This window comes from Pseudomonas sp. BT76 TE3572, assembly GCF_050435365.1.
GTDB classification, from domain to species: domain Bacteria; phylum Pseudomonadota; class Gammaproteobacteria; order Pseudomonadales; family Pseudomonadaceae; genus Aquipseudomonas; species Aquipseudomonas fluorescens_W.
This window is the reverse complement of sequence record NZ_JBNDKE010000001.1, coordinates 4,673,393-4,694,746: the sequence shown is the minus strand read 5'-3', so window position 1 is coordinate 4,694,746 and position 21,354 is coordinate 4,673,393. Positions and strand designations below refer to the sequence as shown.

General features: G+C 59.1%; 24 protein-coding genes. 19 read left to right on the top strand and 5 right to left on the bottom strand.

Going from position 1 to position 21,354, the window contains the following annotated elements; genetic code table 11:
• Positions 1 to 20: 20 nt before the first annotated feature.
• From argB to ABH912_RS21220, 6 genes are all read left to right on the top strand, one after another.
• Positions 21 to 926: an acetylglutamate kinase gene (argB, locus tag ABH912_RS21245; RefSeq protein ID WP_010465204.1), complete on the top strand. Its 906-nt coding sequence runs from the start codon at positions 21 to 23 to the stop codon at positions 924 to 926.
• 190 nt (positions 927 to 1,116) lie between these two features.
• Positions 1,117 to 1,326 carry a hypothetical protein gene (locus ABH912_RS21240; protein ID WP_033059358.1) on the top strand — a complete coding sequence of 70 codons (210 nt, stop codon included), beginning with the start codon at positions 1,117 to 1,119 and terminating at the stop codon, positions 1,324 to 1,326.
• Positions 1,327 to 1,343: 17 nt separating this feature from the next.
• Positions 1,344 to 1,916 (top strand): hypothetical protein, encoded by a 573-nt coding sequence (locus ABH912_RS21235; RefSeq protein WP_046053850.1) that lies wholly within the window; start codon positions 1,344 to 1,346, stop codon positions 1,914 to 1,916.
• Positions 1,903 to 2,286: a hypothetical protein gene (locus ABH912_RS21230; RefSeq protein WP_429511576.1), complete on the top strand. Its 384-nt coding sequence runs from the start codon at positions 1,903 to 1,905 to the stop codon at positions 2,284 to 2,286. Before ABH912_RS21235 ends, ABH912_RS21230 begins: the two co-directional genes overlap by 14 nt.
• Positions 2,268 to 3,479 carry a type IV toxin-antitoxin system AbiEi family antitoxin gene (locus ABH912_RS21225; RefSeq protein WP_429511575.1) on the top strand — a complete coding sequence of 404 codons (1,212 nt, stop codon included), beginning with the start codon at positions 2,268 to 2,270 and terminating at the stop codon, positions 3,477 to 3,479. Before ABH912_RS21230 ends, ABH912_RS21225 begins: the two co-directional genes overlap by 19 nt.
• Positions 3,467 to 4,336: a hypothetical protein gene (locus tag ABH912_RS21220; RefSeq protein WP_429511574.1), complete on the top strand. Its 870-nt coding sequence runs from the start codon at positions 3,467 to 3,469 to the stop codon at positions 4,334 to 4,336. The genes ABH912_RS21225 and ABH912_RS21220 overlap by 13 nt, the downstream gene beginning before the upstream one ends.
• A gap of 72 nt (positions 4,337 to 4,408) precedes the next feature.
• Here the strand turns inward: ABH912_RS21220 and pyrE are convergent, their stop codons facing one another.
• Complete coding sequence (gene pyrE / locus ABH912_RS21215) at positions 4,409 to 5,053, bottom strand: orotate phosphoribosyltransferase (RefSeq protein ID WP_007934609.1); 645 nt, start codon at positions 5,051 to 5,053, stop codon at positions 4,409 to 4,411.
• Between the two features lie 82 nt (positions 5,054 to 5,135).
• Here pyrE and ABH912_RS21210 point away from each other — a divergent pair, with 82 nt between their 5' ends.
• A complete protein-coding gene (locus tag ABH912_RS21210; RefSeq protein ID WP_007934608.1) occupies positions 5,136 to 5,915 on the top strand; it encodes an exodeoxyribonuclease III in 780 nt (259 codons plus the stop codon).
• 177 nt (positions 5,916 to 6,092) lie between these two features.
• Here the strand turns inward: ABH912_RS21210 and ABH912_RS21205 are convergent, their stop codons facing one another.
• Positions 6,093 to 6,461: a DUF4870 domain-containing protein gene (locus tag ABH912_RS21205; protein WP_429511573.1), complete on the bottom strand. Its 369-nt coding sequence runs from the start codon at positions 6,459 to 6,461 to the stop codon at positions 6,093 to 6,095.
• A 28-nt stretch (positions 6,462 to 6,489) separates the two neighbouring features.
• Positions 6,490 to 7,212, bottom strand: coding sequence for a ribonuclease PH (gene rph, locus ABH912_RS21200; RefSeq protein WP_059403877.1), 723 nt, complete (start codon positions 7,210 to 7,212; stop codon positions 6,490 to 6,492).
• A gap of 269 nt (positions 7,213 to 7,481) precedes the next feature.
• On the opposite strand from rph, the gene ABH912_RS21195 reads away from it, so the two are divergent.
• From ABH912_RS21195 to ABH912_RS21170, 6 genes are all read left to right on the top strand, one after another.
• Positions 7,482 to 8,345, top strand: a complete 864-nt coding sequence (locus ABH912_RS21195; RefSeq protein WP_429511572.1) for a YicC/YloC family endoribonuclease — start codon at positions 7,482 to 7,484, stop codon at positions 8,343 to 8,345.
• 12 nt (positions 8,346 to 8,357) lie between these two features.
• Positions 8,358 to 8,978, top strand: coding sequence for a guanylate kinase (gmk, locus tag ABH912_RS21190; RefSeq protein WP_033059345.1), 621 nt, complete (start codon positions 8,358 to 8,360; stop codon positions 8,976 to 8,978).
• 167 nt (positions 8,979 to 9,145) lie between these two features.
• On the top strand, positions 9,146 to 9,409 hold the full coding sequence (rpoZ, locus tag ABH912_RS21185; RefSeq protein ID WP_007894670.1) for a DNA-directed RNA polymerase subunit omega: 264 nt from the start codon (positions 9,146 to 9,148) through the stop codon (positions 9,407 to 9,409).
• Between the two features lie 56 nt (positions 9,410 to 9,465).
• Positions 9,466 to 11,571 (top strand): bifunctional GTP diphosphokinase/guanosine-3',5'-bis pyrophosphate 3'-pyrophosphohydrolase, encoded by a 2,106-nt coding sequence (gene spoT / locus ABH912_RS21180; RefSeq protein ID WP_033059343.1) that lies wholly within the window; start codon positions 9,466 to 9,468, stop codon positions 11,569 to 11,571.
• 24 nt (positions 11,572 to 11,595) lie between these two features.
• Positions 11,596 to 11,976 carry a RidA family protein gene (locus ABH912_RS21175; RefSeq protein ID WP_003229509.1) on the top strand — a complete coding sequence of 127 codons (381 nt, stop codon included), beginning with the start codon at positions 11,596 to 11,598 and terminating at the stop codon, positions 11,974 to 11,976.
• Positions 11,977 to 12,031: 55 nt separating this feature from the next.
• On the top strand, positions 12,032 to 12,772 hold the full coding sequence (locus ABH912_RS21170; protein WP_429511571.1) for a hypothetical protein: 741 nt from the start codon (positions 12,032 to 12,034) through the stop codon (positions 12,770 to 12,772).
• A gap of 52 nt (positions 12,773 to 12,824) precedes the next feature.
• Here ABH912_RS21170 and ABH912_RS21165 read toward each other — a convergent pair whose 3' ends face one another.
• The gene (locus ABH912_RS21165; RefSeq protein WP_033059340.1) at positions 12,825 to 13,682 is read right to left on the bottom strand and encodes an SDR family oxidoreductase; all 858 of its coding nucleotides are present in this window, start codon (positions 13,680 to 13,682) and stop codon (positions 12,825 to 12,827) included.
• A gap of 189 nt (positions 13,683 to 13,871) precedes the next feature.
• On the opposite strand from ABH912_RS21165, the gene exbB reads away from it, so the two are divergent.
• From exbB to ABH912_RS21135, 6 genes are all read left to right on the top strand, one after another.
• Positions 13,872 to 14,846, top strand: coding sequence for a tonB-system energizer ExbB (gene exbB, locus ABH912_RS21160; protein ID WP_429511570.1), 975 nt, complete (start codon positions 13,872 to 13,874; stop codon positions 14,844 to 14,846).
• Positions 14,847 to 14,852: 6 nt separating this feature from the next.
• Positions 14,853 to 15,281 (top strand): TonB system transport protein ExbD, encoded by a 429-nt coding sequence (gene exbD / locus ABH912_RS21155; RefSeq protein ID WP_008150131.1) that lies wholly within the window; start codon positions 14,853 to 14,855, stop codon positions 15,279 to 15,281.
• Entirely contained in the window at positions 15,278 to 16,024 is a 747-nt protein-coding gene (locus ABH912_RS21150) for an energy transducer TonB family protein (protein WP_429511569.1), read from the top strand. Before exbD ends, ABH912_RS21150 begins: the two co-directional genes overlap by 4 nt.
• A gap of 158 nt (positions 16,025 to 16,182) precedes the next feature.
• Positions 16,183 to 17,112 (top strand): hydrogen peroxide-inducible genes activator, encoded by a 930-nt coding sequence (locus tag ABH912_RS21145; protein WP_008150125.1) that lies wholly within the window; start codon positions 16,183 to 16,185, stop codon positions 17,110 to 17,112.
• Positions 17,113 to 17,121: 9 nt separating this feature from the next.
• Positions 17,122 to 19,197, top strand: a complete 2,076-nt coding sequence (gene recG, locus ABH912_RS21140; RefSeq protein ID WP_033059336.1) for an ATP-dependent DNA helicase RecG — start codon at positions 17,122 to 17,124, stop codon at positions 19,195 to 19,197.
• A gap of 78 nt (positions 19,198 to 19,275) precedes the next feature.
• Positions 19,276 to 20,676, top strand: a complete 1,401-nt coding sequence (locus ABH912_RS21135) for an aminoacyl-tRNA deacylase and HDOD domain-containing protein (RefSeq protein WP_429511568.1) — start codon at positions 19,276 to 19,278, stop codon at positions 20,674 to 20,676.
• Positions 20,677 to 20,930: 254 nt separating this feature from the next.
• Here ABH912_RS21135 and ABH912_RS21130 read toward each other — a convergent pair whose 3' ends face one another.
• A complete protein-coding gene (locus ABH912_RS21130) occupies positions 20,931 to 21,320 on the bottom strand; it encodes a hypothetical protein (RefSeq protein ID WP_008150118.1) in 390 nt (129 codons plus the stop codon).
• Positions 21,321 to 21,354: the final 34 nt, after the last annotated feature.

The following is a 21,354-nucleotide window of genomic DNA, read 5'->3' as shown; positions in this document are numbered from 1 at the left end:
CGAAGCACCCGGAGCCCTGAATGACCCTCGAACGCGAAGCCGCCGCCAACACCGCCAAGGTCCTGTCCGAAGCGCTGCCTTACATTCGCCGCTATGTCGGCAAGACGCTGGTGATCAAATACGGCGGCAACGCGATGGAAAGCGAGGAGCTGAAAACCGGCTTCGCCCGCGACATCGTGCTGATGAAAGCCGTCGGCATTAACCCGGTGGTGGTTCACGGCGGCGGCCCGCAAATCGGCGACCTGCTCAAGCGTCTGTCGATCGAGAGCCACTTCATCGATGGCATGCGCGTGACTGATGCGCAGACCATGGACGTGGTGGAAATGGTCCTCGGCGGCCAGGTGAACAAGGACATCGTCAACCTGATCAACCGTCATGGCGGCAGCGCCATCGGCCTGACCGGTAAAGACGCCGAGCTGATTCGTGCGAAGAAGCTCACCGTGACCCGCCAGACGCCGGAGATGACTCAACCGGAAATCATCGACATCGGCCAAGTGGGCGAAGTAGTCGGCATCAACACCGACCTGCTGAACCTGCTGGTCAAAGGTGACTTCATCCCGGTGATCGCGCCAATCGGTGTCGGCGCCAACGGCGAGTCGTACAACATCAACGCTGACCTGGTGGCCGGTAAAGTCGCCGAAGCGCTGAAAGCTGAAAAGCTGATGCTGCTGACCAACATCGCCGGCCTGATGGACAAGTCGGGCACGGTTCTCACCGGCCTGACCACCCAACAGGTCGATGAGTTGATCGCCGACGGCACCATCTACGGCGGCATGCTGCCGAAGATCCGTTGCGCGCTGGAAGCCGTGCAAGGTGGCGTGGGCAGCTCGTTGATCATCGATGGCCGGGTGCCGAATGCGATTCTTCTGGAAATCTTCACCGACACCGGTGTGGGTACCTTGATCAGCAATCGCAAGCGTCACTGATTCAAGAACGTCAAAAGATCGCACCCTTCTGCGGCACCTACGGATGTACGAATATTCCGTAGGAGCTGACGAAGTCTGCGATCTTTTTTATGCGCGCAGGAAATGCCTGACCTGATTAAGCGAAACGTCCGACATCCCGCCAGCATTAGTCCGCATAGGATCTTCCCTGTATCCACAGGAGAACGACCCCATGCAAAAAGTTTACGCACCTTACGGCAGCGACGTTTCCGCAGGCACCTACGAATGCGCCGATTGCGGCTACGAATATTCCAACCAATCGAAAAAATCCTTGCCGCCCTGCCCGCAACGCCTGGATTCATTGCACCTGCAAAACGGCTGGAAAATCCTCAGCGGCCAAGGAGACGCAGCGGACGACCCTTATCCGAATTCCGATAAGTGATCACGGGAGACTCAGTCATGCAGATCTCGTTCACGATCGACGCCCAGGCTTTCGAGCAGGAGCAGAAGGAGCCGGTCAAAAAGACCCTGAAGATTTCCGACAGCGAAATCGCTCATGCCTTACAGCGTATCGCCAAGGCGAGCCTGACCGAATACTTGAAAATGCTGGTTGAAGGCGGCATGCCGAGTCGGGCCGATGAAGCGAAACAGGACCGCTTGCTGTATCTGATTCAAAGCTACTTCGGGCAGACATTGCCGACCGAGTCTCAGATATCGACGATTTTTCAGCTGACCCAGAGCCAAAGCAAAACCCTGCTGAAAAACACCGTTTCGCGCTTTCGCAATCAGCTGGACGATATTCTGCAACACAGCATGCGAGCCGTGATCGAGTCTGCGGAGCATGCGCAGACGGTGTATCTGGTGGTGATCAGTTCGGACGTCATTCGTGATGAGCTGAACATGCTGATCACACAGAACGAACCGACCTTCAAACCCATCACAAAACGTAAAGGCAGCGCCGGGCAGTTCGAGATTAGCGAGGACTCCCACGACCTGCTCTGCGCAACGCTGGGGATCAATGCCGTTCAGTGACATCGTGGCGGTCAGTGGATTGCTGCTGACCTTGACCACCTTCATGTTCAACCTGGCGTGGCCGAGGCTGCATGAAGCGCTGGAACTGGATGAAAACCAACCTGGCCCGCTCGCCAGAAAACGTAGCCGGAAAAAGGTAACGAACGTTTTGTTCGCCTGCGCCCTCCCTCTGACCAGCGCCTTCCTGGCGCTGTTTTACGTCAACTTGCCTGCCGCCGTGAAAATCATGGGCAGCAGCACGCTGGATCTTTGGGACTTTGACGTGGATCGCACGCTTTATGTATTCGTTGTCTTGGCCTTGCTGGTGTTTGCGCTATTCAATGTATGGCTCGCTGTGCGGCTCATCGATAAATGGCGGAAGCTGGGCTAGCAGCACATCAATTTTTCATATTTCAATATTTACCCTACTTTCAACAATCGCTGAAATCATCATTTTGGATGAAAACTCTCGACAGTTTTCACCCAAATGGCTATTTTCAGCATTCGTTGAAAAGGGTTAAATCAATGAAAGAGCTCGAAATGCACTCAAGAGACGCGCTACGAAACCTCCTGAGTAAAGTACCGATCCTCGAGATTAAAAGCCTGACATCTGCCCCGCTTGCAAAAGTCTGGACTCCCGACTTCATTGTCGAGGTAAACACATCCGGGAAATTGCACTCTCTGGTCTGCGAGGTGAAGGCCAGTGGCCAGCCCAGATTCATAAACGCAGCCATACTTCAGCTTCGCGACTACGTGAACGAGCAGAACGCCGAGGCCACGCCTATCGTGATAGTACCTTATCTTTCACCCGCTGCCAGACAAGCGTGCCGGGAAAAAGGTGTGGGGTATCTGGACCTGGAGGGCAATTCCTGGATTTCATTCGATGGTGTATTCATTGACCGCCAGGTTGCTGACAGGCCGCCTTCAGAGAACAGGGAGCTGAAGTCTCTCTTCAAACCAAAATCAGCTCAGATCATTCGTATGATGCTTCGAGAACCGGGCCGAGCCTGGCGGGTGATGGAACTTTCCGAAGCTGCCGGAGCGAGTCTTGGTCAAGTCAGCAATGTCCGCACAGCGCTGCTGAATCGAGAATGGGCAAGAGCAACAAACGAGGGGGTATGTCTATCCGATCCTCAAGCCCTTTTGGATGCATGGGTCGAAACATACGAGCTTCCATCAGGGGAACGTAAAAAGTTCTACACCACCTTACATGGCAGCGCATTGGAAAATGCGGCGCGAAACGCTATCGGAGAAAGTAGCAACGGACACGCGCTTTTCTCCTCATTTTCTGCCGCTCAATGGCTCGCTCCCTATGCTCGAGTCAGCACGAATTACTTTTATACGGACATTCAAGGTCTAGAGAAATTGATCAAAGCATTACAGTTGGTTCCCGCATCAAAGGGAGAAAACGTAGTGATCACTTTACCCAAGGACGAAGGACTTCTACTGGATACCGTTGAAGCCGCGCCGGGCGCCATATGCACCAGTCCAGTTCAGACATATCTGGATCTATCGGTTGCAGGAGAGCGCGGAAAGGAAGCCGCCGAGTATCTACGAAAGGAAAAATTGACATGGCCCCGTTAGTACCTCAAGAGCCTCAATCCGCTTCAGATTATGACGACAGAACGACGACAGCAGTGAAGGCGGTATTGATCGAAATGGGTCAAATTCTTGGTTCCTTCAGAGGCAAATTTGCAGTGATCGGTGGAGCAGTGCCGTGGCTTCTGCTTGCGAATGACGATATGCAACATGTTGGTACCCTTGATGTCGATTTGAGCCTGGACGCAGAGGCACTCGGTGATGGCGAGTACGCGACATTGATCGAAGCACTGATGGGCAATGGGTACGAGCAAAGAGGAGAACTTCGGAGATTCCAACTAGTTCGCCAGGTTCCCGTGCAGGACGGTGGCGCTGCGATAGATGTGATCGTGGATTTCTTGATGCCGCGCGACGCTGAAATCATCCAAAACAAGCCACCCATTCTCAACGACTTTGCAGTTCAACGCGCCGACGGCGCCGACTTGGCCATGCGTTTCTATCAGATGGTTGCAATTGAAGGCCCCATGCCTACGGGCGGCAAAAATCGCGTCGAGGTCGCTGTGTGCTCGATCCCCGCACTGCTTGCGATGAAGGGATATGCCCTGAACGGAAGGCATAAACAGAAGGACGCATACGACATCTACTACTGCGTTCGCAATTATCCCGGTGGCATAGAAGCGCTTGCAGAAGAGTGTCGACCAGTACTTGAAACGGGAAGTGGCGAACAGGGTTTTCAGTTCATTTGCGAAAAGTTTGATATCGCCGAGGGCTACGGCCCGACCTCAGTAAGACGTTTCGTCGAAGACAGCCAAATCCTAGGAGATCGCACACCGGATCAGTGGCAACAGGACGCATTCGGGCAGATTGATGCCTTATTGCGCGCCTTGCACCTACGGGAGTAACAGATCCCCTGATACCTATTTCAGGACGAGACAGCACTAACAAAAAGGCCCTGTTCTCACAGGGCCTTTTCGTTAAACGCCGAACTGTGCGCGGTAAGCTTCAACCGCTGGCAGGTGTTGCTTGAGCTGCGGATCGTCCGCCAGGAATTCGAGCACCTGGTTCAGCGAGACAATGCTGATCACCGGAATACCGAAGTCACGCTCCACTTCCTGGATCGCCGACAACTCGCCGTTGCCACGCTCCTGACGGTTCAGGGCGATCAGCACGCCCGCAGCCTTCGCACCGTCCTGGGAAGCGATGATCTGCATCACCTCGCGGATGGCAGTGCCAGCAGTGATCACGTCGTCGATGATCAGCACGTCGCCGGTCAACGGTGCGCCGACCAGACTGCCGCCTTCGCCGTGAGCCTTGGCTTCCTTGCGGTTGAAGCACCATGGCAAATCACGGTCATGATGTTCGGCCAGGGCCACTGCGGTGGTCGCCGCCAAAGGGATGCCTTTGTAGGCCGGACCGAACAAAACGTCGAACGAAATACCGCTCTCGACGATGGCTGCCGCGTAGAAACGACCCAGCTGCGCAAGGGCCGAACCCGAGTTGAAAAGCCCGGCATTAAAGAAGTAAGGACTGGTGCGCCCGGACTTCAGGGTGAACTCGCCGAAGCGCAAAACGCCGCGATCGATGGCAAAACGAATGAAATCGCGCTGATACGCTTGCATGAAAAAAACCCCAAATACCACGGATTTAGCTAATTAGGTTGACGCCGTGTATCATACACGCACGCGATTTTTGGGGCCATTTATGCGGATCATCAGTGTGAACGTCAATGGTATTCAGGCTGCAGTGGAGCGAGGGTTGCTCAGTTGGCTGCAAGCACAGAATGCCGACGTCATCTGCCTGCAGGACACCCGCGCCTCCGCCTTTGAACTGGACGATCCAGCCTTCCAACTGGATGGCTACTTCCTTTATGCCTGCGAAGCCGAAGTTCCCGCCCAAGGTGGCGTGGCTTTGTATTCGCGGCTGCAACCGAAGGCAGTCATCAGCGGTCTCGGCTTCGAGACAGCCGACCGCTACGGGCGCTACCTGCAAGCCGATTTCGATAAGGTCAGCATCGCGACCTTGCTGCTCCCTTCGGGGCAGAACGGCGATGAAGACTTGAACCAGAAGTTCAAGCTAATGGACGATTTCGCCCGTTATCTGGATAAACAGCGACGCAAACGTCGCGAGTACATTTACTGTGGCTCGCTGTACGTGGCGCAACAGAAGCTGGATATCAAGAACTGGCGTGACAGCCAGCAATCCCCGGGCTTCCTGGCACCTGAACGTGCCTGGATGGACGAGATTGTCGGCAACATGGGCTATGTCGATGCCCTGCGTGAAGTCAGCCGTGAAGGTGACCAGTACAGCTGGTGGCCGGATAATGAACAGGCTGAAATGCTCAACCTCGGTTGGCGTTTCGACTATCAGCTGCTGACTCCGGGCCTGCGTCGCTTTGTACGTAGCGCACGCTTGCCACGTCAGCCACGGTTCTCGCAACATGCACCGCTGATCGTGGATTACGACTGGACGCTGACCATCTAAGCGTCTTTTCGCACACACAAAAAAGCCGACATCAACTGTCGGCTTTTTTGTGGGTGATGATTTTTGGCTTTTTGTAGGAGTGAGCCTGCTCGCAATAGCGGTAGACCTGTCACATTGATGTTGAATGTGGAGGCCTCATCGCGAGCAGGCTCACTCCTACCGGGTTTTGTGTACGGCTTATTTGATCAACCGCCAAGTGAATGGATACCGGTAAGGCACCCCTTCATTGGCCTTCACGCCGGCGATGATAGTCAGCACCAGCGCACCGATCGCCAACAGACCGAACAGGAAGAACCCGACGATCACCACCATCAGCAGCAAGCAGATGGCGGAGGCAATGGCGACGGTGATCTGAAAGTTCAGCGCCTCCTTGCCCTGTGCATCAACAAACGGGTCCATCTCGCGCTTCATCTGCCAGAGAATCAGCGGGCCGATCAGCGTACCGAACGGAACCCAGATCCCCAGCAAGGCGGACAGGTGACAAAACATTGCCCACTGCCGAACCTCTTTGCTCGGGGTGGGAAGCAGCTGTTGCTCGTCACTCATAACGCCCTCCTTGCCTGGAGCAGTCCGATCAGTCAGCCAGTGCAGCCTTTTGCAGCTCAAAGATTTCGTTCATGCCTTTCTTCGCCAACTCAAGCATAGCGTTCAGTTCTTCCGGCTGGAACGGAGCGCCTTCGGCAGTGCCCTGGACTTCGATGAAGCCGCCAGTGCTGGTCATCACCACGTTCAGGTCAGTCTCGGCAGCCGAGTCTTCCAGGTAGTCGAGGTCGAGTACCGGCTCGCCCTGGTACATGCCCACCGATACGGCAGCAATCATTTGTTTCAGCGGGTCGCCGCCTTTCAGGCCGCCGCGCTTCTTGATCACTTTCAAGGCATCGACCAGTGCAACCATGGCGCCAGTGATGGACGCGGTGCGGGTGCCGCCGTCAGCCTGGATCACGTCGCAGTCAACGTACAGGGTAACGTCGCCCAGCTTGGACATGTCCAGCGAAGCGCGCAGGGAACGACCGATCAGGCGCTGGATTTCCAGGGTGCGGCCGCCTTGTTTGCCGCGGCTCGCTTCACGCTGGTTACGCTCGCCAGTGGCGCGCGGCAACATGCCGTATTCGGCGGTCAACCAGCCTTGGCCCTGACCTTTGAGGAAACGCGGCACGCCGTTCTCGACGCTGACGGTGCAGATGACTTTGGTATCACCGAACTCGACCAGTACAGATCCCTCGGCGTGTTTGGTGTAGTTGCGGGTTATGCGGATCGAGCGGAGCTGATCGGCAGCGCGACCACTTGGACGTTTCATAGGGAATACCTGTACGGGGGACGGAAATCTGCGGAGCATTATAGAGCCGCAGGGCCACGAGTGGGCACTTCTAAAAAATCCCCCGACGACTGAAGGCCCTGAACAGCGCTTTGCCGACGACCTGCAGCCCTTTGTCACACCGTGTGTTTGGGCGCATTCGCCCCACTGCGCTACAATCCTGCGCCTTTGCTGCCTCTGGGCTTAAATTCATATAGATCAGGCCTGCGAAACCTTTGGTAACGCATGAACCTGCATTGCGAGGTACCTCCATGGTGCACAGCATGACCGCCTTTGCCCGCGTCGAAAAAGCCGGCGCCCAAGGCACCCTGAGCTGGGAACTGCGCTCGGTCAACAGCCGCTACCTGGAGCCGCACCTGCGTCTGCCGGAGTCCTTTCGCGACCTCGAAGGCGCGGTCCGCGAAGCACTGCGCCAGGGAATCTCCCGGGGCAAGCTCGAATGCACCCTGCGCTTCACCGAAGAAAATACCGACAAACCACTGCAAGTGGACCGCGAGCGCGCGGCTCAATTGGTCGCCGCCGCCGAGTCTATCGCCAGCCTGATTAAAAATCCGGCCGCGCTGAACCCGCTGGAAGTCCTGGCCTGGCCCGGCGTGCTGGTAGGCGATGCGACCGACCCGCAAGCCTTGAATGCAGAAGCACTGGCGCTGTTCAACGAAGGCCTGAAAGAACTCAAGGCCGGCCGCGAGCGCGAAGGCGCGGAGCTGGCGCGGTTGATCAACGATCGCCTGACCTCCATTGAAGAAGACGTGGTGACCCTGCGTGAGCTGGTCCCGCAGATGCTCGCCACCCAGCGCCAGAAAGTGCTCGACCGCTTCGCCGACATGAAGGCCGAGATGGACCCGCAGCGGCTGGAGCAGGAAATGGTCATGCTCGCGCAAAAGAGCGACGTCGCCGAAGAACTGGATCGCCTGAGCACTCACATCATCGAAGTTCGCCGGGTGCTCAAATCCGGTGGCGCTGCCGGTCGGCGCCTGGACTTCCTGATGCAAGAGCTCAACCGCGAAGCCAACACACTGGGCTCCAAAGCCTTCGACCCGCGCAGCACCCAAGCGGCGGTCAACCTCAAAGTGTTGATCGAGCAGATGCGCGAACAAGTGCAGAATATTGAGTAAGGCAACCCTGACATGACCCACAGCACCGGCACCCTGTACATCATTTCCGCACCTTCGGGCGCGGGCAAGAGCAGCCTGGTCAAGGCCCTGACCGACGCTGATCAGGAGATCCGCGTCTCCGTCTCCCACACCACCCGCGCCATGCGCCCCGGTGAAGTGAACGGCGTGAACTATCACTTCGTCGAACGCAGCGAGTTCGTGAAGATGATCGAGCATGGGGATTTTCTCGAGCGCGCCGAAGTGTTCGGCAATCTCTACGGTACTTCGCAAAGCCATCTGCAGCAGACCCTGGACGAAGGCCACGACCTGATTCTGGAAATCGACTGGCAAGGCGCCGAGCAAGTGCGCAAGTTGATGCCCCAGGCCCGTTCGATCTTCATTCTGCCGCCGTCCCTGCAGGCCTTGCACCAGCGCCTGACCAATCGCGGCCAGGACAGTGACGAGATCATCGATGGCCGGATGCGCGAAGCCGTCAGCGAGATGAGTCACTACGTCGACTATGATTACCTAATCATCAACGACGATTTCGCCCACGCACTGCGCGATTTGCAGGCGATTTTCCGTGCCAATCAGCTGCACCAGAAGCGCCAGCAGCAGCGTAACGGAAAACTTTTGGCCGAATTGCTCGGCTAAACAGCTCTTCCCAAAACCGTTGCAAGGGCTTTACATTGGCACTTGCAGCGCGTTGAAGGGCTTGGTCAAAAAATCAGCGCTTCCCTAATCGCTGGTGATTTTTTAAACTGTTGAGTCCGCTCGCCCAACCGGGCAGCGCGCATATTGCATTCGCTCCGAGGAATACCATGGCCCGCGTAACCGTTGAAGATTGCCTAAACCACGTGGAAAACCGCTTTGAGCTGGTCATGCTGTCTACCAAGCGTGCCCGTCAACTGGCCACCGGCGGCAAAGAGCCACTGGTTCAGTGGGAAAACGACAAGCCTACCGTTGTAGCCTTGCGTGAAATCGCTGAAGGCCTGATGAGCTACGAGTTCATCGCCAACGCTGAAATCGTCGAAGACGAACCGCTGTTCGCAGCGTTCGAGGACGAGTCCAACGAGGCAGTCTAAGCCATGCCTGGTCGACGTAGCACGGCGCGGGGTCACAGCGAACGGCAGGTTTCATCATGCCGAGCATAGACGCCCTCGCCGATCGCTTATCGACCTACCTCGGCAAGGACCAGGTCAACCTGGTCCGCCGAGCGTACTTCTACGCCGAACAAGCCCACGACGGCCAACGCCGCCGTAGCGGCGAGGCGTACGTCACGCACCCACTCGCGGTTGCGAATATTCTTGCCGACATGCACATGGACCATCAGAGCCTGATGGCTGCGATGCTGCATGACGTGATCGAAGACACCGGTATTGCCAAGGAAGCGCTGCAAGCGCAATTCGGCGAAACCGTGGCCGAACTGGTCGACGGGGTCAGCAAACTGACCCAAATGAACTTCGAGACCAAAGCCGAAGCCCAGGCCGAAAACTTCCAGAAAATGGCCATGGCCATGGCCCGCGATATTCGCGTGATCCTGGTCAAACTGGCTGACCGCCTGCACAACATGCGCACGCTGGAAGTCCTGTCCGGCGAAAAACGCCGACGGATCGCCAAGGAAACCCTGGAAATCTACGCACCCATCGCCAACCGGCTGGGCATGCACGCCATCCGCATAGAATTCGAAGACCTCGGCTTCAAGGCGATGCACCCGATGCGTTCCGCACGGATCAACCAGGCGGTCAAACGCGCCCGGGGCAACCGCAAGGAAATCGTCAACAAGATCGAAGAATCACTCAGCCACTGCCTGGCCATCGACGGCATTCAGGGCGAGGTCAGCGGTCGTCAGAAACACCTCTACGGCATCTACAAGAAAATGCGCGGCAAGCGTCGAGCCTTCAACGAGATCATGGACGTCTATGCGTTCCGGATCATCGTCGACAAGGTCGATACCTGCTACCGCGTGCTGGGTGCTGTGCATAATTTGTACAAACCGTTGCCGGGGCGCTTCAAGGATTACATCGCGATCCCCAAGGCCAACGGCTACCAGTCGCTGCACACTACATTGTTCGGCATGCACGGTGTTCCGATCGAGATTCAGATCCGCACCCGTGAAATGGAAGAGATGGCCAACAATGGCATCGCCGCCCATTGGCTGTACAAATCCAGCGGCGACGAGCAGCCAAAAGGCACTCACGCCCGCGCCCGCCAGTGGGTCAAAGGCGTGCTGGAGATGCAGCAACGGGCCGGCAACTCGCTGGAATTCATCGAGAGCGTGAAGATCGACCTGTTCCCGGACGAGGTCTACGTGTTCACGCCCAAAGGCCGGATCATGGAGCTGCCCAAAGGCTCCACGGCGGTCGATTTCGCTTACGCGGTGCACACCGACGTGGGCAACAGCTGCATTGCCTGTCGGATCAATCGTCGCCTCGCACCGCTGTCCGAACCGCTGCAAAGCGGCTCCACGGTCGAGATCGTCAGCGCCCCAGGCGCGCGACCGAATCCGGCGTGGCTCAACTTCGTGGTCACCGGCAAGGCGCGGACTCACATCCGCCATGCGCTGAAACTGCAACGCCGCTCCGAGTCCATTAGCCTCGGCGAGCGCCTGCTGAATAAAGTGCTGAATGGCTTCGACAGCTCGCTGGAGAAAGTCGCAGCCGAGCGCGTCAAGGCGATGCTCACCGAGTACCGACTCGAACTGATCGAAGACCTGCTTGAAGACATCGGCCTGGGCAATCGTATGGCTTACGTGGTCGCCCGCCGCCTGCTCGGCGAAGGCGAACAGCTGCCAAGTGCGGAAGGTCCACTGGCCATTCGCGGTACCGAAGGCCTGGTGCTCAGTTACGCCAAGTGCTGCACACCGATCCCGGGCGACCCGATTGTTGGTCACCTGTCTGCGGGCAAAGGCATGGTCGTGCACCTGGACAACTGCCGCAACATCAGCGAAATCCGCCACAACCCGGAAAAATGCATCCAGCTCTCGTGGGCCAAGGATGTCACCGGCGAATTCAATGTCGAGCTGCGCGTCGAGCTGGAACACCAGCGCGGCCTGATCGCTCTGCTGGCCAGCAGCGTCAACGCGGCCGACGGCAATATCGAAAAAATCAGCATGGACGAACGCGATGGTCGCATCAGCGTGGTCCAACTGGTGGTCAGCGTGCACGACCGCGTGCACCTGGCCCGCGTGATCAAGAAACTCCGCGCCTTGACCGGGGTGATTCGCATCACCCGCATGCGCGCCTAAGCCCACTATTACAAGGAGTCATTCATGACCAAGACTGTTATCACCAGCGACAAGGCCCCGGCCGCCATCGGCACTTACTCCCAGGCGATCAAGGCTGGCAACACCGTTTACATGTCGGGTCAAATTCCTCTGGACCCAAAAACCATGGAACTGGTTGAAGGCTTCGAAGCCCAGACCGTCCAGGTGTTCGAGAACCTCAAAGCCGTGGCTGAAGCCGCTGGCGGTTCGTTCAAGGACATCGTCAAACTGAACATCTTCCTCACCGACCTGAGCCACTTCGCCAAGGTCAACGAGATCATGGGCAAGTACTTCGATCAGCCTTACCCAGCCCGCGCCGCCATCGGCGTAGCAGCCCTGCCAAAGGGTTCGCAGGTTGAAATGGATGCCATTCTGGTCATCGAGTAATGCGTCCGGCGCAGCCCCAAAGGCTGCGCCGATTCTGTCTTGAAAGGATTCCACCATGCGCCATGCGCTAGCTCTCTCGCTGGTCGCCCTACTCTTGGGCGGATGTGCCAGTAACCCTGCCGATCGCGACATCAGCGGCACCTGGATCAATCAGGTGGCGATCGATGCTGCAGCCAAAGGCGGCCCCCTGCGCGAAGCGCTCCAGGCCTATGGCCCGAACCTGGAATGGGACGTCAACACCAAGGCCGGCCAGGCCCGCTACACCAACGGTTTTGAAAATGTCGACGGCAAGCTGCTGGGCGAAGAGTCCGGCGCCTGGAAAGTCGACTTTTATGGCAGCTCCGCCAGCGCGCTGAAGCGTGATGGCAAGCAACTGAGCCAAGTCGCCAGCGACAATGAGCCGGAGCAAGTCTTCCATCGCGCGCAGGTTACGGTGCCGGACGGCGCGCCGATGGGTGCCAGTTTCGAACGCGCACTGTATTCGGCCTACATGGGCGGCAGCTGGAAAGTCGTCAGCGGTCCCGGCGAAGGCAATACCGTGCAATTCCAGCCTGACGGACAGGTTGCCGGCCTGCCGGGCGCGGATCGTTATGCCTTGTGTCTGGCGGGCGATTGCGCGTCGATGAGCGGCGGTCACGACAACATGTGGCTGCAAGCGAATGGCCAGGGCAACACCTGGATCTTTGCGCGCAAGGGCAAGGAACTGGAAATCCTCCAGGCAGTGAACACCGCACAGGCGGATGAAATGCCGCAATTCACCCCGGGTGATCGCAAGTGGTTGCTCGAGAAGCAGTGATCCAGCAAAAAAGGAGCCCAAGGGCTCCTTTTTCTTTGACTCGCAGATTAAGTCAGCTGCGCCCTTCAAGGATCGCCGCATAACCTTCGCGATAGCTTGGGTACTTTGGCGTCCAGCCCAAGGCTTTCGCCCGAGCATTGCTGCATTGCTTACTGCCAGTGCGACGCACGCTCGCGTCTTCGGCCCATTCGGTCACGCCCAGATACTCACGCAACCAGCCCACCACTTCGGCCAGCGGCGCAGGCGCATCGTCCACACCGATGTAGACGTCATCCAGCGCCACACCGCGTCGATCAGCCTCAAGCAGAAACGCCATCAACCCCGCCGCATCGTCGGCGTGAATACGGTTGCCATACAACGGCGGATCAATCGCCACGCGATAACCCTGACGAACCTGCGTCAGCAGCCGTTCGCGACCCGGTCCGTAAATGCCGGTCAAGCGTACGATGCTGGCCGGAATGCCGCTTTGGAGTGCCACTTGCTCAGCCTCCAGCATCAATCGACCTGAAAAGCCTGCCGCAATGGTCGGCGAAGTCTCATCAACCCACTCGCCATCCTGCTGGCCATACACACTGCTGCTGGAAACAAACAGCAGGCGATTGGGCACCTGACCGTAGTCGTTCAGCCACTCCAACACATGCTGCAAGCCCTGCACATAAGCCGCGCGATAACCGGCTTCATCGTGATCGGTGGCGGCCGCGCAATACACCAGGTAATCCACCGCACCGACTGGCCAGGTCGCCGGACAGTCTTCATTGAACAAGTCACCGGCAACGCCAATGACCCCCTCGGGCAGGCGAGAAACGTCACGCCTCAGGCCATGAACCTCCCACCCGCAAGCGACCAATTGCGTAGCCAGACGACTGCCGACATCACCGCAGCCGGCGATCAAAACAGAAGGCGCGGACATCAGAAAACTCCCTCAAGAAAGGTACAGACTAGCGCCCGAAATGGATGAGCGGCTAGTAATGGAGGAAAAAAAGAGACGCTATTACTTTTGTTAACAAGAATTAATTGCAATAATGCCAGCCACTTTTGTTCTCGGCCTCACGAGGCCTGGAAGAGCATTTACCGTTTTTCTTTCTCAGGTCCGGCCAGCATGACACGCAATCAATTCCCCGCTTCGCCAACCAAACGACCTCGCGCCTGGAGCGCAGTGGCCGCCCTGCTGCTCAGCCTGATGCTGGCGCCGACCGCCGCTTTCGCTGACGCACAAGCGCCAGCCGCTCCGGCAACTACTGTTGCTCCAACTCCTGCCGATCACGCCGCACCGGCCGTTACCCCGGCTGCGACCGACCCGGCCCAAGCCGTAGACACCACCGCCGATGACGTTCCGGAAGTCCTCGAAGCCGACAACACTCTGGGCATGGCCCACGACCTGTCGCCGTGGGGCATGTACCAGAACGCCGACATCATCGTGAAAATCGTGATGATCGGTCTGGCCATCGCCTCGATCATCACCTGGACCATCTGGATCGCCAAGGGTTTCGAGCTGATGGGCGCCAAGCGTCGTCTGCGCACCGAAATCGTCCACCTGAAAAAAGCCACCACACTCAAAGAAGCCAGTGTGACAGCCACCAAGCAAGGCACCCTCGCCAATCTGCTGGTGCATGACGCCCTGGAAGAGATGCGTTTGTCGGTCAACAGCCGCGAGAAAGAAGGCATCAAGGAACGCGTCGCCTTCCGCCTTGAGCGTCTGGTTGCAGCCTGCGGTCGCAACATGAGCAGCGGCACCGGCGTGCTCGCCACCATCGGCTCCACTGCGCCGTTCGTAGGTTTGTTCGGCACCGTGTGGGGCATCATGAACAGCTTCATCGGCATTGCCAAAACCCAGACCACCAACCTCGCCGTCGTGGCTCCCGGCATCGCCGAAGCCCTGCTGGCAACCGCACTGGGTCTGGTTGCAGCGATTCCAGCCGTAGTGATCTACAACGTCTTTGCCCGCTCCATTGCCGGTTACAAGGCGCAAGTATCCGATGCCTCGGCTGAAGTCCTGCTGCTGGTCAGCCGTGACCTCGATCACCTGCCGACCACCGAGCGCTCTGCGCAACCCCACATGGTCAAAGTAGGGTAATCAGCCATGGGCTTGCATTTGAAAGAAGGCGCAGACGACGATCTGGCCGAGAATCACGAAATCAACGTCACACCGTTCATCGACGTGATGCTGGTGCTGTTGATCATCTTCATGGTCGCGGCCCCGCTCGCTACCGTGGACATCAAGGTCGACCTGCCCGCTTCCAGCGCCAAACCGGCGCCACGGCCAGAGAAACCGGTGTTCCTCAGCGTCAAGGCTGACCAACGCCTGTTCCTCGGCGAAGACGAAGTGAAGGCCGAAGCACTCGGCGCCACCCTCGACGCCAGGACCAAAGGCAAGAAAGACACGACGATCTTCTTCCAGGCCGATAAAGGCGTGGATTACGGCGACCTGATGAGCGTGATGGACAACCTGCGCTCTGCCGGTTACCTGAAGGTGGGTCTGGTCGGACTCGAGACGGCAGTCAAGAAATGATCACGACGCGCCAAAAGCTGACGCGTTATAGCGGGAGCCTGGCCGTAGTGCTGGGCGTCCATGCGCTGGCCATTGCGCTAGCGCTGAACTGGACGTCGCGCCCACCGATCGAGCTGCCGCCACAGGCGATGATGGTCGAGTTGGCGCCGGTTCCGGCCCCGCCACCACCGGCACCGCCGAAGGTCATAACGCCGCCGCAGCCACCCGCCCCGGTGGAAGAACTGCCGATACCGAAGCTGGCTGAAGTGCCGAAGGCCGAGATTGCGGTGCCGAAGCCGGTCAAACCCAAGCCAAAGCCTCAACCGCCCAAGCCTGTGGAAAAAAAGCCGGAACCGCCTAAAGAGAAGCCGTCCGAGGAAAAGCCGAGCGACGCCCAACCGACTCAGGCACCGACGGAGAAATCCGCACAACCGGCACCCGGGCCATCTGCCGCGCAACAAGCCGCCAAGGCCAGTTGGCAAGGCGAATTGCTTGCGCACCTGGCCAAGTACAAAAAGTACGCCAGTGCACAGATGCGGAACAAGGAAGGCATGAACCGCCTGCGCTTCGTGGTGGATGCTGAAGGTAACGTGTTGTCATTCGAACTGGTGGGCGGCTCCGGCAAGCCCGATCTGGACCGGGCCACCCTGGAAATAATCCGCCGCGCCCAACCGCTGCCAAAGCCACCGGCCGACATGTTGACCAACGGGACCATCGAAATCGTTGCACCGTTTGTTTACTCGCTGGAAAAACGCCGGCGCTAACACCCGTCGCAACACCAAAAGGCACCGAAAGGTGCCTTTTACATATCCGCCCGCGGCAAACCTGCTTTGCCCTGTGTCACTCAACGCACTCAGTCTGATAACGTGCGTCTATCGATTGCAGCCGGTATGCTTGGCTAGCAACTTCATGGACGCTTGCTATGACTCTTACAGAATTACGCTACATCGTTACCCTCGCCCAAGAGCAGCACTTCGGCCACGCGGCTGAGCGTTGCCATGTCAGCCAGCCGACCCTGTCGGTGGGCGTGAAAAAGCTTGAAGACGAACTCGGTGTGCTGATTTTCGAGCGCAGCAAGAGTGCCGTGCGCCTGACACCGGTCGGCGAAGGCATTGTCGCGCAGGCGCAGAAAGTCCTGGAACAGGCCCAAGGCATCCGCGAACTGGCCCAGGCCGGTAAGAACCAGCTGACCGCCCCGCTGAAAGTCGGCGCCATCTACACCGTCGGCCCGTACCTGTTTCCGCACCTGATTCCGCAACTGCACCGGGTCGCCCCGCAGATGCCGTTGTACATCGAAGAAAACTTCACCCACGTGCTGCGCGACAAACTGCGCAACGGCGAACTCGACGCGATCATCATCGCCCTGCCGTTCAACGAAGCCGATGTGCTGACCCTGCAACTCTACGACGAGCCGTTCTACGTCCTGATGCCGGCCCAGCACCCGTGGACCCAAAAAGAATCCATCGACGCCGCCCTGCTCAACGACAAGAGCCTGCTGCTGCTCGGCGAAGGCCACTGCTTCCGCGATCAAGTGCTGGAAGCCTGCCCGACCCTGGCCAAAGGGAACGACGGCGCCAAGCACACCACGGTGGAATCCAGCTCCCTGGAAACCATCCGCCACATGGTTGCGTCCGGTCTCGGCATCTCGATCCTGCCGCTGTCGGCAGTCGACAGCCATCACTACGCTCCCGGCGTGATCGAAGTGCGCCCACTGACGCCTCCGGTGCCGTTCCGCACCGTGGCCATCGCCTGGCGCGCGAGCTTCCCGCGGCCAAAGGCGATTGAAATCCTTGCTGACTCCATTCGCCTGTGCTCGGTGGCCAAGCCGCAAGCACCGGTCGTTGCGGCCTAAGTCGCTGCCATGACCGAGTTGTCGCAAGTGTCGGTGACGGCACTCAAGGGTGTCGGTGAAGCCATGGCCGAGAAGTTGGCCAAGGTCGGCCTGGAGAATCTCCAGGACGTGCTTTTTCACCTGCCGTTGCGTTATCAGGACCGCACTCGCGTGGTCCCGATCGGCCATTTGCGACCCGGGCAAGACGCCGTGATCGAAGGCACCGTCAGCGGCGCCGATGTGGTCATGGGCCGCCGCCGCAGCCTGGTGGTACGCCTGCAGGACGGCACCGGCGGGCTCAGCCTGCGTTTCTACCATTTCAGCAACGCCCAGAAAGAAGGCCTCAAACGCGGCACGCGGATTCGCTGCTACGGCGAAGCGCGGCCCGGTGCGTCGGGGCTGGAGATCTACCACCCGGAATACCGCGCCATCACCGGCGACGAGCCGCCGCCAGTGGACGAAACCCTGACCCCGGTTTACCCGCTCACCGAAGGCCTGACCCAACAGCGCTTGCGCCAGTTGTGCATGCAGACCCTGACGATGCTCGGCCCCACCAGCCTGCCTGACTGGTTGCCGAACGAACTGGCGCGGGACTATCAACTGGCGCCGCTGGCCGATGCGATCCGCTACCTGCACCACCCGCCCGCCGATGCCGACGTCGACGAACTCGCCCTCGGTCATCACTGGGCGCAGCACCGTCTAGCCTTTGAAGAACTGCTGACCCATCAACTGTCCCAGCAGCGCCTGCGCGAGAGCATGCGTTCCCTGCGCGCGCCGGCGATGCCGAAAGCCACCCGGCTGCCGGCCCAGTATCTGGCCAACCTCGGTTTCACTCCGACCGGCGCTCAGCAACGGGTCGGTAACGAAATCGCCTACGACCTCAGTCAGCACGAGCCCATGTTGCGGCTGATTCAGGGCGACGTCGGCGCGGGCAAAACCGTGGTCGCTGCCCTCGCCGCACTCCAGGCCTTGGAGGCCGGCTATCAAGTGGCGCTGATGGCGCCCACCGAGATTCTCGCCGAGCAGCACTTCATCACCTTCAAGCGCTGGCTCGAGCCGCTGGGCATCGAAGTCGCGTGGCTGGCCGGGAAGCTAAAAGGCAAGAACCGCGTGGCCGCACTGGAGCAGATTGCCAACGGCGCATCTATGGTGGTCGGCACCCACGCGCTGTTCCAGGACGAAGTGCAGTTCAAAAACCTCGCACTGGCGATCATCGACGAACAGCACCGCTTCGGCGTGCAGCAACGGCTGGCCCTGCGGCAGAAAGGTGTCGGCGGGCGGATGTGTCCGCACCAGCTGATCATGACCGCGACACCGATTCCCCGGACGCTGGCCATGAGCGCCTACGCCGACCTCGACACCTCGATCCTCGACGAACTGCCGCCCGGCCGGACTCCGGTGAACACCGTGCTGATCACCGATACCCGGCGCGTCGAAGTCATCGAGCGGGTGCGCGGCGCCTGCGCTGAAGGGCGTCAGGCCTATTGGGTGTGCACGCTGATTGAAGAGTCGGAAGAGCTGACCTGCCAAGCTGCCGAAACCACTTACGAAGACCTCACCGCCGCCCTCGGCGAGTTGAAGGTCGGGCTGATCCACGGCCGCATGAAGCCCGTCGAGAAAGCCGCCGTCATGGCCGAGTTCAAGGCCGGCAACCTGCAACTGCTGGTCGCCACCACGGTGATTGAAGTCGGCGTCGACGTGCCCAACGCCAGCCTGATGATCATCGAAAACCCCGAACGCCTCGGGCTTGCGCAATTGCACCAGTTGCGCGGTCGCGTGGGTCGAGGCAGTGCAGCCAGCCATTGCGTGCTGCTTTACCATCCGCCGCTGTCACAGATCGGTCGTCAGCGCCTGGGCATCATGCGTGAAACCAACGACGGTTTTGTCATCGCCGAAAAAGACCTCGAGCTGCGCGGCCCCGGCGAAATGCTCGGCACGCGTCAGACCGGCCTGCTGCAATTCAAGGTCGCTGACCTGATGCGCGACGCCGATCTGCTGCCCGCTGTGCGCGACGCCGCCCAGGCGCTGCTGGAGCGCTGGCCGGATCACGTCAGCCCGCTGCTCGACCGCTGGCTACGTCATGGGCAGCAATACGGCCAAGTGTGAGCACCGTCGCAGTTTCTGAACCACCGTTCTGAGCAAGCTGGTTATACTCCTGCCATTGTTTTAAAACGGATACAGACCATGACCGAAGTTGCCCTCGCACCCGCCACCCCGCACGCTCCGTCGGTTATTCGGCTGATGCTGGGCAAACTGGGTATCGCCTACGAAGAAGTCCTCGACCATCACGGCCTGAACGCCGCACGCAAAGTGCAGGCTGTTCTGCTTGATGACGCCGTGGGCACGCTCATGGTGCTGTTCCCGCAGAGCCAATTGCTGGACCTCAATCGCCTCGCCGAACTGACCGGCCGCCGCCTCACCGCCGTGTCCACCGAACGCCTGGTAAAAATGCTCGGCAAACACAACCTGAGCCTGCTGCCTGGCATGCCGGCGCTCACCAGTTCACCGTGCCTGTATGAAGAATGCATGCTGCGCGAGCCGAAGTTGCTGATCAACTCGGGCGAGCCGGGCGTCTTGCTGGAGATCACCAGCGAAGACTTCAAGACCATGCTGACCAAAGCCAGTGCCGCCAACTTCGGCGAAGCGCTGACCAGCATTCGCCCGAACCTCGACCGCCCCCACGATGACCGCGAGGAAATCACCCAGGCCGTTCAAGCGTTCACCGCACGGCGCATCCAGCAACGTCTGGAAGAAACCATCGAAATTCCGCCGCTGGCCGAGACCGCGCAGAAAATCATCAAACTGCGCGTCGACCCCAACGCCACCATCGACGACATCACCGGCGTCGTCGAAACCGACCCGGCCCTGGCCGCACAAGTCGTGAGTTGGGCGGCGTCGCCGTATTACGCGTCGCCGGGCAAGATTCGTTCAGTGGAAGACGCCATCGTCCGGGTGCTGGGTTTCGACCTGGTGATCAACCTGGCGCTGGGCCTGGCCCTGGGCAAAACCCTGAGCCTGCCCAAAGACCATCCGCAACACACCACGCCGTACTGGCAGCAATCGATCTACACCGCCGCCGTCATCGAAGGCCTGACCCGCGCCATGCCGCGCGCCCAGCGCCCGGAAGCCGGCCTGACCTACCTCGCCGGCCTGCTGCACAACTTCGGCTACTTGCTGCTGGCCCACGTCTTCCCGCCGCACTTCTCGCTGATCTGCCGCCACCTCGAAGTCAACCCGCACCTCTGCCACAGCTACGTCGAACAACACTTGCTAGGCATCAGCCGTGAACAGATCGGCTCGTGGCTGATGCGCTACTGGGACATGCCCGAAGAACTGGCCACCGCACTGCGCTTCCAACACGACCCAAGCTACGACGGCGATTACGCCGAGTACCCAAACCTCGTGTGCCTGGCTGTGCGTTTGCTGCGTAGCCGCGGGATTGGGTCTGGGCCGGATGAAGACATCCCGGACGCATTGCTAGAGCGCGTAGGCCTGACCCGCGACAAAGCCAACGACGTCGTCAGCAAAGTCCTCGAAGCCGAAGTCCTGCTGCGCGAACTTGCCTCACAATTCAGCCAGCCCTAAAAGCATCGCGGGCAAGCCACGCTCCCACAGGATTTACGCGATCCCTGTGGGAGCGGGCTTGCCCGCCATGAATCCACCCCGATCCAACTGAATCACCACAACCCCTGTGGCGAGGGAGCTTGCTCCCGCTCGACTGCGCAGCAGTCGCAACCCTGCCGACACGGTGTGTCAGATACAACCGAGGTCTCAGGCTCTAGGGCCGCTTCGCAGCCCAGCGGGAGCAAGCTCCCTCGCCACAGGTTCAATCACTCGAATCAAGCCTTGGCTTTAGCCTTCGCCTTCCGCGGCTTCAAATACTTGGTCAGCCCCTGGAACCAGATCACCAGCGCCGGGTTGCCCTTGATCTGAATCGACTTGTCCTGAATCCCCGTCATAAACGCCAACTGCTTGTTCTTCGCCTGCATCGTGGCAAAGCCATACGCCGCATCTTTAAAGGCAATCGCAAACGCAGGCTCGGCATACACGCCGGACTTACTGGTAATGCGCTGATCCTTCACAAAGAAATGCCGCGCCACTTTCCCGTCCAGGGTCTGTAATTGGAATACAAGCTCCTTGTCACCCAACTGCTGCTGAAACGCAGGATTAGTCCGACTGGCCTTACCCATCAACAAACCCAGCATCCACAGAAGAAAACGAAATTTCATGCGCACAGCCTCAAAAGGAAAATGAACGGCCGGC